The 11,923-nt window shown below is 62.7% G+C and carries 10 protein-coding genes and 1 pseudogene; 2 read left to right on the forward strand and 9 right to left on the reverse strand.

Annotated elements, in window-relative coordinates:
* From A3AC_RS0124505 to A3AC_RS0124545, 8 genes are all read right to left on the reverse strand, one after another.
* Nucleotides 1-1,239, reverse strand: coding sequence for a CaiB/BaiF CoA transferase family protein (locus tag A3AC_RS0124505; protein WP_025602103.1), 1,239 nt, complete (start codon nt 1,237-1,239; stop codon nt 1-3).
* A 131-nt stretch (nt 1,240-1,370) separates the two neighbouring features.
* Nucleotides 1,371-2,537 (reverse strand): acyl-CoA dehydrogenase family protein, encoded by a 1,167-nt coding sequence (locus tag A3AC_RS0124510; protein WP_025602104.1) that lies wholly within the window; start codon nt 2,535-2,537, stop codon nt 1,371-1,373.
* Between the two features lie 25 nt (nt 2,538-2,562).
* Nucleotides 2,563-3,024: a MaoC family dehydratase gene (locus A3AC_RS0124515; RefSeq protein WP_025602105.1), complete on the reverse strand. Its 462-nt coding sequence runs from the start codon at nt 3,022-3,024 to the stop codon at nt 2,563-2,565.
* A 30-nt stretch (nt 3,025-3,054) separates the two neighbouring features.
* Nucleotides 3,055-3,942: an HpcH/HpaI aldolase/citrate lyase family protein gene (locus A3AC_RS0124520; protein ID WP_025602106.1), complete on the reverse strand. Its 888-nt coding sequence runs from the start codon at nt 3,940-3,942 to the stop codon at nt 3,055-3,057.
* Between the two features lie 420 nt (nt 3,943-4,362).
* Nucleotides 4,363-4,998, reverse strand: a complete 636-nt coding sequence (locus A3AC_RS0124530; protein ID WP_025602107.1) for an SDR family oxidoreductase — start codon at nt 4,996-4,998, stop codon at nt 4,363-4,365.
* A 110-nt stretch (nt 4,999-5,108) separates the two neighbouring features.
* Nucleotides 5,109-5,318, reverse strand: coding sequence for an SDR family NAD(P)-dependent oxidoreductase (locus A3AC_RS31330; RefSeq protein ID WP_025602108.1), 210 nt, complete (start codon nt 5,316-5,318; stop codon nt 5,109-5,111).
* 81 nt (nt 5,319-5,399) lie between these two features.
* The gene (locus A3AC_RS0124540; protein WP_025602109.1) at nt 5,400-6,335 is read right to left on the reverse strand and encodes an alpha/beta hydrolase; all 936 of its coding nucleotides are present in this window, start codon (nt 6,333-6,335) and stop codon (nt 5,400-5,402) included.
* A 46-nt stretch (nt 6,336-6,381) separates the two neighbouring features.
* Nucleotides 6,382-7,299, reverse strand: a complete 918-nt coding sequence (locus tag A3AC_RS0124545) for an alpha/beta hydrolase (RefSeq protein ID WP_025602110.1) — start codon at nt 7,297-7,299, stop codon at nt 6,382-6,384.
* A 225-nt stretch (nt 7,300-7,524) separates the two neighbouring features.
* Between A3AC_RS0124545 and A3AC_RS30555 the strand changes: the two genes are divergently transcribed.
* Nucleotides 7,525-7,665, forward strand: a complete 141-nt coding sequence (locus tag A3AC_RS30555; RefSeq protein ID WP_156924662.1) for a hypothetical protein — start codon at nt 7,525-7,527, stop codon at nt 7,663-7,665.
* 5 nt (nt 7,666-7,670) lie between these two features.
* On the opposite strand, the pseudogene A3AC_RS29510 reads toward A3AC_RS30555, so the two are convergent.
* Nucleotides 7,671-8,999: pseudogene (locus A3AC_RS29510) on the reverse strand (aldehyde dehydrogenase); the annotation flags it as partial.
* A 658-nt stretch (nt 9,000-9,657) separates the two neighbouring features.
* Here A3AC_RS29510 and A3AC_RS0124560 point away from each other — a divergent pair.
* Complete coding sequence (locus A3AC_RS0124560; protein WP_025602111.1) at nt 9,658-11,910, forward strand: TonB-dependent siderophore receptor; 2,253 nt, start codon at nt 9,658-9,660, stop codon at nt 11,908-11,910.
* The last annotated feature ends 13 nt before the right edge of the window (nt 11,911-11,923 follow it).

An 11,923-nucleotide genomic window follows, 5' to 3' on the forward strand; every position in this document is an offset into this window, starting at 1 on the left:
TCAGATCACTCCCTGGTCGCGCAGTTGTTGCAGGCGATCCTCGGGCAGCTTGAGCAGCCCCCGGTAGATCTCGTCGTTGGCGGCGCCGAGCTCTTGCGCTGGCTGGTCGAACTGCACGGGCGTCTGCGACAGCTTGATCGGCAGGCCCATGCCCATCGCGTCGACGTCGGCCAGCCCCGGGTGCTCCAGCTTCACCACGGCACCGCGTGCCTGCAGCACCGGATCCTTGAGCACGTCGAGCGGAGAGCGCACGGCGGCGGCCGGCACGCCGCGCTTGACCTGCAGTTCGGCGATGACTTCCTCGGTGCTGTGCTGGCGCGTCCATTCCTCGATGATCGCGTTGATCTCTGCCGCATGTTTCATGCGCGGGCCGCGCGTCGCGTAGCGCGGATCCGTGGCGATCTCCGGCCTGCCCACGGCTTGCATCAGGTTCTGGAACCAGTCTGGCTGAAAGGCCACCATCGCCACGTGGCCGTCGCGCGTGCCATAGACGCCGAACGGCACCAGGCGATCCTGGAAATTGCCAGAGCGCTTCGAGTAGCCGTGCTTGAAGAACACGTCGAAATGCTCCTCGGCCACCAGCGATGCGAGGCAATCGAGCATCGACACCTGCACGCACTGACCAACGCCGGTGCGGCCGCGATGAATCAGCGCGGCGAGGATGCCGTTGACGGCGTACAGCGGCGCGATCAGGTCGGCGATCGGCAGGCCCGAGCGGGTCGGTGGGCCGTCGGCGAAACCGGTCACGTCCATGATTCCCGACAGTGCCTGGACGATGATGTCCATGCCTTTCAGGTTCTTGTACGGGCTCGGTTCGCCGAACGCCTTGATCGATGCATAGACGATCTTCGGATTGACCTCGCGCACGCTCTCGTAGTCCACGCCCAGACGCGCCGTGACGCCCTCACTCGCGTTTTCGATGATGACGTCGGATTCCTTGACCAGTTCCATGAACAGCGCCTTGCCCGGTTCGGACTTCAGGTCGAGCGTGATGCTTTTTTTGTTGCGCGCGCGGTTTAGGACGGTCAGCGACACCTCGTCATCGCCCTTGACGCCGAAGTGGACGCCGTTCTTGCCGACATAAGGGGGATTGTTGCGTGCGATGTCGCCTCCGCCGGGCGATTCGACGCGAATGACCTCGGCGCCCATGCCACCCAGCAACAGCGAGCCGTAGGGCCCGGCGAGAGCCACGGTCAGGTCGAGTACCCGGATACCTTCCAACGGTCTTGCAGCTGACATGCTTGTCTCCTGAAACTGATGTGCTGCCGGTGCGCGGCCCGCATGCGCCGGGCACGGCTCGCACACAGTTCTTTATGCCTATTCGATGGCCGACGTTTTCCAAATCGGGAAACGTCGGCGGATTGCGGTGTTCAGTAGGACTTCGGCAACCCGAGCTTGCGCTCTGCAATGTTCGACAGGATGAGTTGCGGGGTGACAGGGGCAATGTAGCCGATCCATGCCTCGCGCATGAACCGCTCGACGTGATACTCCTTCGCGTAACCGAAGCCGCCGTGCGTGAGGATCGACGTCTGGCACGCATTCATGCACGCCTCGGACGCCAGCAGCTTCGCCGCGTTCGCCTCCGACCCGCACGCAAGCCCGCGGTCGTACAGGTCCGCCGCCGCGAAGATCATGTGATTCGCGGCTTCCAGCTCCGCCCAGTTGCGCGCGAGCGGATGCTGCACGCCCTGGTTCTGGCCGATCGGGCGGCCGAACACGACACGCTCCTTCGCGTATTGCGTCGCGAGGTTAAGCACCGCCCGGCCGATGCCGACCTGCTCGACGGCCACCAGCACGCGCTCGGCGTTCATGCCGTGGAAAATGTAGCTCAGGCCCTTGCCTTCCTCGCCGATCAGCTCGTCCTTTGACACTGGCAGGTCGTCGATGAAGAGTTCGTTGGTGTCGACCGCGGCACGGCCGAGCTTGTCGATCTCGCGAATGTCCACATACTTGCGGTCGAGCTTCGTGTAGAACAGGCTCAGCCCTTCGCTGTGCTTTTTCACCTGCTCGATCGGCGTGGTGCGCGCGAGGATCAGCATGTGATCGGCGACCTGGGCGGTCGAGATGAAGACCTTCTTGCCCGAGATCAGGTAATTGCCGTCGGGCTGCTTCTTCGCCACGACCTTGAGCTTCGTGGTGTCGAGGCCGGTATCCGGCTCCGTGACCGCGAAACACGCCTTATGCTCGCCGCGCGAGAACGGCGGGAGCCATGCCTGCTTCTGCGCCTCCGTGCCGAAATGCACGACCGGCTGCAGGCCGAAAATGTTCATGTGGATGGTCGACGCGGCCGCCTGGCCGCCGCATTCGGCGACGGTACGCATGAACAGCGCCGCTTCCGTCACGCCCAGGTTCGCGCCGCCCACATCTTCCGGCATGCAGATGCCGAGCCATCCGCCGCTCGCGACGGCGTTAAAGAACTCGTGCGGGAATTCGTGGTTCTTGTCCTTGTTCCGCCAGTATTCAAGCGGAAAATCCGCACAGATCTTTTGCGCCGCGTCGACGATCGCCTGCTGGTCGGCACTGAGTTGGTAGTCCATTTCGTGATCTCCTGCAGGGGTGACATCAGGCCTTGTCGGCGGGACGCAGCATCATCAGGCCGGTGCGCACCGCGGTGCAGACGATCTCGTCGCGCTGGTTCTTCGCCACGTGCCTGAAGGTGACGATGCCCGAATCCGGGCGGCTTTTCGACTGGCGCGATTCGAGGATCTCGGTCTCGACGCGGATCGTGTCGCCGTGGAAGGTGGGCTTCGGGAATGCAATCTCGCCGAAGCCAAGGTTGCCGAGCGTCGTGCCGAGCGTGGTCTCGTACACGGTGATGCCCGCCACCAGCGCGAGCAGGAACATGCTGTTCACGAGGCGCTGGCCGTACATCGTGTTCTTGCTGTATTCGGCGTCGATGTGCAGCGGCGCGCAGTTGTAGGTCATGGCCGAGAACAGGATGTTGTCGGTCTCGGTCACCGTGCGGCGGATCGCATGTTCGATCACCATGCCGGGCTTGAGTTCTTCGAAGTAAAGGCCTGCCATTGTCTGTCTCCTGGAGTGTTCGGGAGGCGATCAGTCGTTGAACGACTGCGCGAGCGCGATGATTTCGCGCGCCGTCTTCGCGTGGGCGATGTCGATGTGCTCGCCGTCATAAATGCACGATGCGCGGCCTTCCGCCTGGGCCTTGTCCAGCGCGTCGATCATGCCCTGGTAGAACGCCACTTCCTCTTCGGTGGGGCTGTAGGTCCGGTTGACGATCTCGACGTTCGACGGGTGCAGCACCAGTTCGCCGCTCATGCCGAGCTGACGGTCGTTCGCGGACGAGACCCTGAGCCCGTCGAGGTCGTGCACCTGCTGCCAGACGCCGCCTATCGGCAGCTTGCCGGCGGCGCGCGCGGCCATCACGATGCGCGACTTCAGGAATTGGGTTTCGCGGCCTTCGAGCGACCACACCGTCTTGAGCGCGCGCGCCACGTCCGCGTTCTTCGCGGTGGCGCCGACGATCGCCGGCACGCGTTCATGCTGTGCGATTTCATATGCGAGTTGCAACGAGCGGGCGGTCTCCAGCAGCGGGATCACTTTCGTGTGACCGACCTCGACGCCAGCGCGGTACTCGGCTTCGGCCAGCATCGACGATACGGTGTGGATGTCTTCTGGGCCGCAAGGCTTGGAGATCACGATGCCCTCGACCACCGGGTTCACGATGGCCAGGATGTCGTCGAAGTCATACAGGTGCGCGCTGCGGTTAATGCGCACCCAGATTCGCTGCTTCTGCTCGGCAAGCCACGCGAGCTTGGACTTGACGACCTCGCGCGCCTCGGCTTTCTGGGCCGGCGGCACGCTGTCCTCGAGATCGAGGATCAGTGCATCGGCCTTCGATTGGATGGATTTCTCGATCCAGGTCGGCTTGTTGCCCGGAACGAAAAGGAAGGAACGGATCGGTTTCATCTGCGTCGTCATGACTGTCTTGGCCAGTTGATAGGGTCAGCTGTTTTATCGTTAGGCTTTAACCTAACAACTGGTAGTTAGTTTGATGCTCAAATCGCGAGACCGTCATTGGGGTTTATACCGAGACAAGGCTGATGCGGCGCATCGTCGTTGTAGGTGGACGAAGGGGAGGGGGCAGGGGATGACGGCGGCGGGGCCTGCCGGAAGCGAACCATTGGGTGTCGATGGTGCGAAGCATCTCGTCCGGCGTCAGTTGCCGTCGCCGGGTTCGGCTGCGAGTTGCGCGATGCTCGCATGCCGGAGCGCGGACAGCACGACCCGTCACGCCCCGGCTACGAGCAGACGTGCGGTCGCCTCGCCGGTGCGGCTCGAACCGCCGGTGACGACGGCAATCTTGCCGTTCAGGCGCTGCAATGTTATCTGCGGAGCGCCTTACATGAAGTACGGTTTGTCGCCGTCGCTGTTGGGCTTGCTGACGCCCAGGCTCTCTCCCGCGTGCAGTTCCGGCGTAGCGATAATCCTGAGGATCAGGTCGCCTACGCTTTTGCGCGACACCACGGTGCCCTTGAAGGGTTCGTCCCGCGACGTCAGTTCGTAGTCGATCTCGTCGTCGTCCGTCAACCACGCTGGACGCAGGATGGTGTATTGAAGGTCCGAGGCTTCGATGGCATCGGCTGCACGGCGGAACGGCTTGAGGTCTTCGCCGATGATCGCGTTGTTCCAGTCGCCGAACTTGCCGGGCACTTCGTCGTAGATGCCGAGCGACAGCATGAAGACGAGGCGCTTGACGCCCGCAGCCTGCATCGCGTCAATCACGCTCTTCGCCTGCGCGTCCAGGTCTTCGCCGGTGAGGTTCGCATAGACGATGTCCTGCCCTTGCACGGTGTTCAGAAGCAGCGTCTTGTCGAGCACGTTGCCGATGACGACCTTGGCGTTCGACGGCGTATCGCCGAGTTTCTTGGGGTTGCGCAAGAGGAGGGTCTGACTGACGTTCCGGTCGGCCGCGAGTGCGTCGATCACCCATCGGGCAATCTGGCCGTTCGCACCCAGAATGAGGACATGCTTCACGATAACGACTCCTTTTACGATGAGTGCGATGCGCCGGCCCGCGCGCGGCGCGGGTCGACGATGTTGCCGGCGGCCGCGCCCGATCCTTCCCGACGCGTCTGCCGCGCCCGTCAGGCGCCGATATACGCGCCGTTGTCCACTACCAGCACGCGGCCGGTGACGGCCCGGCTCAGGCCGCTGGCGAAGTAGAGGATGGCGTTGGCCTGGTCGGTCAGCATCACACTGGCGCCTTCTTGCGCGAAAAGCTCCGCGGTCGCAGGGCCCATGCCTTTGCTTGCGCCGGTGACGACCGCGGTCTTTCCGGAAAGCAGTGATTTCATGGCATGTTCGTTCGTGTGGCAAAAGAAAACGGGCGTGTGCCACGCCCGGCCGGCGAGTCGCGGCGCGGCTGGCCGTAGTGCCTAGAGCGTTTCCTTGAAGAACGGAACGACCTTCTTCATCGCGATGCCCACGGGTTCGGGTTTGTCATACAAGTCATAGTGCGACCAACCTTCGGCCACGACGATCTGCTTGTTCTTCGAGGCGGCGCGGCTGTAGATCTCCCAGCCGTCGCGGTAGGCGCCGAAGCCACCCGGCTTGTCGCCGATCACGACCAGCAGCGGCTGGGTCAACAGCACTTCGGCGTTCAGGAACGCGTCCCAGCCCATCGCCGCGCTGCTGAACGACATCAACTGGCTGGTGGCGCCGTTGGGCTGCTGACCGCGTGCGGTCTTGTAGTACTCCGTGGCTTCCAGCACGTCGATGTCGGTGATGCCGGCCTGCTTGCCGGCTGCCACGGAATCCGGCAGCAGGTTGGCCACGTGGCGTTCGCCACCCTGGGCCTCCGCGGTACGCATCGCGGCCATGTTCTCTGCGAATTCGAGCGGCTTGAAGTTCGCAAAGCCTTCCCGGATCAGGCGGCCGTAGTTCACGCCGGTGATCGACACCAGCGCTTTGATGCGGTGATCGGTAATGCCGGCATGAACGGTATACGCGCCGCCGCCGCACACGCCGAGCGCGCCGATGCGTCCGGCATCGACATAGGACAGCGACTGCAGGTAGTCGACCGCGAAGCGGATGTCCGACACGCGGATCGACGGATCTTCGACGAAGCGCGGCATGCCGCCGCTCGCGCCCTGGAAGCTCGCGTCATGCACGAGCACGACGAAACCTGCCTCGGCCAGGCCCTTGGCGTAGACATTGCCGGCGGTCTGTTCCTTGCAGCTGCCGATGGGGTGCGTACTGACGATGGCCGCGTACTTCTTGCTCTCGTCGAAACCCGGCGGGAAATAGAGGTCGGCGGCCGTGTCCCAGCCGAGGTTCGGGTAGGTCACGCTCTTGATCGAGTTCGTGCTCATGAATGACTCCAGTCAAATCGGAAAGCGGGCGCAGCCCGCGTAAGGTTTACTTCAACGTGCGCCGGAAAAACGCGGCGAGCACGGATACGGCTTCGTCCACGTATTTCGGCACGTCGTACAGCGACATGTGATTGGCGCCTTCGACGACGTGCATCTGCTTGTCCTGGCTGGCCGCCCGCGCCAGCAGGTCGTCGCTCATCCACTTGCTGCCGGCCACGCTGCCCGCCACGATCAGGAGCGGCTGGGTCAGGAATGATTCGGCCTTGTTGTAGGCGTCGTACGTGATGATCTGCGTCAGGTTGCGAGCCAGCGCAAAGCCCGGCGCGTTCGGGTGCTCGCAACGCGGCGTGTGATAGTACTCCCACGCTTCTGCCAGCTCGGCGTTGGGCGCGTCTTCCTTCTTCAGCGGAGCGAGCGGAATCGTGGCGTAGCCCGCCTGCCCGGCGTCATGCGTCCGCGCCTGCGAGCCCGCTTGCAGCAAGCCGACGGCATCGGCGTCCTTGACGGTGTTTTGCCAGCCGTTGCGGAACATCTGGCCGATGTTCACGGCGCTCACGGTGCCCAGTGCCTTGATACGGCGGTCGTTGATGGCGGCGTTGGCGCTGTAGCCCGCGCCCGCGCATATTCCCATCGCGCCGATGTTTTCCTGATCGATGTAAGGCAGCGTAGTCAGGTAGTCAATGACGCCGCTGACGTCCTCGGTGCTGACGTACGGATTCTCTAGCTGGCGCGGCTCACCTGTGCTCTCGCCCTGATAGGAGCGATCGAACGCAAGCGTCACAAAGCCGTGTTCTGCGAGCTTTCGGGCGTACAGGCCGGCCGCCTGTTCCTTCACGCCGCCGCCCGGGTGGGACACAACGATCGCCGCGTATTTCCTGCTCGCGTCGAAGCCGGCGGGGAAGTTGATCACGGCTGCCGTCGTGATTCCTTGGCCGTTCAGGTTCTTGAAGCTGACTTTTTCCATGAGAGCCATCCTTGATGAGAGGGAAAGTGGACCGCCATCGACTGCCGGAGCTGTTTCGTCGGCGTCAAGCGGGGCGTTGGACGACTCGCGAAATGGCATTCGCGACGCGTGCTGTCAGGTTCAAATGGTAGGAACCGCGTGGGCCATCGACAAGCGCCGCGCCACAACTACACATGTAAGTTGAGCTTGACAATGCGAGGGCCGGCTTGTCCCCTGGAAGATGATGTGCCGCTGCCGAAGATCGGATTCCTGACCACCGAAGGCCGTCGCGACATTCTCGACATGCGGCGCCTGTGGCGTCCCGCATCGGCCATCCTCGGTCCGCGCTGGCGTCGCAGCTTCGCAAGGGCCTATCTGAACGAGTAGGCCTGTCAAGCCATGACAATGGTTTTCGATTCCATAAACGCGATCAGGCCTTCGACACCACCTTCACGTCCGATACCCGATTGCTTGAATCCGCCAAAACCGATCGAGAAATCGGTGCGCGGGCCGTTGTGGCCGACCGTACCCGAGCGGATCTGCCGCGCCACATGCAGTGCTCGGGCGCTATCGTTCGTGAAGACCGCCGCGTTCAGACCGAACGGGGTATCGTTTGCCATTTGTATCGCGCTGGCTTCGTCGTCGGCAGGAATGACGCTCAACACCGGCCCGAATATCTCTTCCTGCGCGATCGTCGAACGATTGTCTACGTTGCCGAATACGGTCGGCTCGAAGAAGAACCCGCGTGTCAGCTCGGTCGGCCGCTCGCCACCGGCTGCCAAGGTTGCACCCTCTGCGATGCCTTTAGCGACGAATCGCTCGACCGTCTCCCGTTGCCGTGCGCTCGCGAGCGGGCCCGAGGTCGTCTCCGGCGCGAACGGATCGCCCACCACGATTTTTTTCGCGATGTTCGACAACGCTTCGATCATCGCATCGTGCTTCGCACGGGGAACGATGATCCGCGTCAGGCTGTGGCAGATTTGCCCGCTGTTGTAGCCGAAATAGGACGACCCGAGCAGGTTCGCTGCGGTTTCAATATCGTAGTCGTCGAGAATGACCGCGGGCGATTTGCCGCCCAGTTCGAGCGTGACACGTGCAACGCGATCACCGGCGATCGAAGCGATCCGGCGCCCGGCACCCGTCGATCCCGTGAATGTGATCTTGTCGACGCCGGGATGGCGGACCAGTTCCTCGGGTACGTCGCGATCGGCCGTCACGACATTGACCACACCGGGCGGCAATCCGATCTCTTCGGAAATCTCGGCGAACAGGTAGGCCGAGCAGGGCGCTTCGGGAGACGACTTGATCACGAGCGTGCAGCCTGCGAGCAGCGCCGGCGCGGTCTTGTATGCCATTAGGCCGGCGGGACCGTTCCAGGGAATGATTTCGCCCACGACGCCGACCGGCTCGTAGACGCGATAGCCCAGATTCCCGGTAACCTATCGATGTTCCTCGACGAACGGGAAGGTCGATGCCATTTCCGCGTACTGGCGAAATGCGCCGCTGATGAACAGTCCGATACGCGGCTGGGCAACCTTGTATGCGATCCCGGTCTCGATCGACCACATGCGAGCAAAGTCATCGTTCAGCGCTTCCAGGCGTTGTGCGAATTTCTCGAGATAGACCGCGCGTTCCTGCGGCGTCATTCGGGGCCAGGGGCCGTTGTCGAATGCGTCGCGCGCTGCCGTGATGGCGCTCTGCATGTCGGCGGACGTGGCTTTCGCCCGTCGATAGCATGCGCCTCGGGAAGCCCTGAACCGGACATTTCTAACTGGCTCAAATCGGACATTACAACTTAGCCGCTACAAGGTATTCGGGTGATAATCTATATTATGTAAAGTCAAATGCGTAGACTCCACCGATTCTTGCGTTCCCTCGGTTTGCAGAAAATTGTTCCCGTATTCTGCAGAATTTTGCAGGTCTCCAGCCTGAACCAGACGGCGTGACACCCATCAGTGTGCTCGGCCTCGAGGCACCATTTTGCGGTCAAGTCGTTGCCTCAAGTGCGCGACTGGAAGTTTTGTAAATACTACGAAAGGTCGGACGCGAAGATTGCCTGCGTGCCTACCCTGTCAATTTGATGCGGGCCGCGAACCAGGAGGCTCGGTCGCGAAAGGTGTACTGCGCCGGACTACCGCTGATGACTGCACCGGTCGAGCTTCGCCGCGCCCTACATCCGGCCCGTAAGCGAACCGACGAGACACCGAAACCTCTCTGTAATAAGTCCCGGAAACCCGCTAAATATTTAATGCGAATCGTTCGCATTAAGCTATAATCCGCCGCGACCTACACCTGCGGCCCGACGTTTTGCATACATGTACGCCGGCGGCCGCTCTATAAAGGCCAGCTTCTTCCAGAAGCTGGCCGAAGACCACGGCTATGAATCATCAGAAAAACACACGCGTCACTGCAGCCTCTTCGGCACATACTTTGGTGCTTTCGTCCAAAAGCTTTCGCGCGCTGACTATCGCTTCGGCGGTGACGGCGCTGTTCCTCGCGGCGGCGCCGGCGTTCGCGCAATCGACGGACAGCACGGACCTCGGAACCAGCACAAGCACTACCGCGAAGCCGGACAGCACGCTGCCGGCGATCAGGATTCAGGGGGCGCCCGCGGCGCTGCCCGGCGATCTGGCGCCGACCTACTCCGGGGGACAGGTGGCGAAGGGCGCGTCGATAGGCGTGCTCGGCAAGCAGAAGATGCTCGACGTGCCGTTCTCGGTGACGAGCTACACGGCGAAACTGATTCAGGACCAGCAGGCGCAAACGCTCGCCGACGTGGTCGCCAACGACCCGGCCGTGCGCACCGCGTTCGGCTACGGCAACTTCTCCGAGACCTACATTATCCGCGGCTTCCAGGTGTATTCGGATGACGTGGGCTTGAACGGCTTCTTCGGCCTCACGCCGCGCCAGATGGTCGATACCGGCGCAATCGAGCGCGTCGACATCTTCAAGGGCGCCAGCGCGTTCGTGAACGGCGCGGCGCCCGGCGCGTCGGGCGTGGGCGGCACGATCAACGTGCAGACCAAGGTTGCCGACGACAGACCGCTCACGCAGGTGACCGTCGAAGGCAGCGCGTCCGGGGAACTCGGCACGCACGTGGACGTGGGCCGCCGCTTCGGCGACAACGACCAGTTCGGCATTCGCGTGAACCAGACCGTGGTGGGCGGTAGCACGGCGATCCAGAACGAGGACAACCACTCGCAGCAGACCGCGATCTCACTCGACTATCGCGGCAGCAAGTTCCGTCTGTACGGCGACTTCCTCTATCAGAAGAACAACGTCACGGGCGGTCGTCCGGGCGTGTTCGTGGTGGGCGACGACATGCCTTCTACGCCGTCGGCAAGCTACAACTACGGGCAGCCGTGGACCTATTCGAAGACCGAAGACACGGTTGGCATGCTGCGCGGCGAATACGACATCACGCCGAACTGGACCGCCTACGCGGGCGTCGGTTCCCGGCATACGACCGAACTCGGCCAGTACGAGACGCCCACCTACGATGCGGGCGCGACGACCGCATACCGGATGAACACCCTGTTCAAGGAAAACGCGATTTCGGCGCAAGTGGGCGTGCGCGGGAAGTTCGATCTCGGCCCGGTTTCGAACCAGGTCAATGCGGGCTGGCAGCTCGAACGCATTGCGGAGTATGGTGCTTATAACTGGAGCTACGGCCTGCCGTGGTCGACGAGCCTGTACAACACGGCGACGGTTGCGATCCCCGGCACGACATATGCCGCTGGCGACTTCTCCGATCCGGGCCTGACAACCTCGATCCTGCTGCGCAGCTTCGTCGTGTCGGACACCCTCGGTTTCTTCCAGAACCGCCTGCTGTTCACGGTTGGCGCGCGTCATCAGGACATCCTGCAAAACGGCTACGGGTACGGCACGGAAGTACAGAACTCGGCCTACAACGAATCGGCGACCACGCCGATCTTCGGCGTCGTCTACAAGCTGCAGCCGAATCTGTCGATCTACGCGAACCGCGCTGAAAGTTTGATCGCAGGCAGCACGGCGCCGGCCGGCACGGCCAACGTCGGCGAGGCGACCTCGCCGTTCCGCGCGAAGCAGTACGAAGTGGGCGTCAAATACGACGCGAACCACTACGGCGCCGCATTGGCGGCTTATCAGATCAAGAACCAGGTCGCCTACACCAACGCCGCGACGAACATCTACGCGGCGGCGGGCTTCCAGCAACACCGCGGTATCGAGTTCTCGATGTACGGCGAGCCGTTGAAGGGCGTGCGTCTGATCGGCGGCGTGTCGTACATCAATGCGAAGTTGCTCGACACGTCCGACAGCACCGAAGGCAATCGTCCGATTGGCGTGCCGGCGTGGACCGTCAACGCGAACATCGAGTACGATGTGCCGCAACTGAACGGCCTCACGCTGATGGGCCGCGCGGTCTGGACCAGTCCGCAGTTCCTGAACACGGCGAACACGCAGGAAATTCCGTCGTGGACGCGCTTCGACGTGGGCGCGCGCTACAAGACGCAGCTCTACAAGCACGACACGACTTTCAAGGTGATGGTGACGAACCTCGCGAACCGCTCGTACTGGTCGTCGGCGCTCGGCGGCTATCTGACGCAAGCGCAGCCTCGTACGGCGTGGTTCTCGGTGACGACGGACTTCTGATCGACAACCCGTG

Source organism: Burkholderia sp. WSM2230 (assembly GCF_000472445.1).
Classification (GTDB): Bacteria; Pseudomonadota; Gammaproteobacteria; order Burkholderiales; family Burkholderiaceae; genus Paraburkholderia.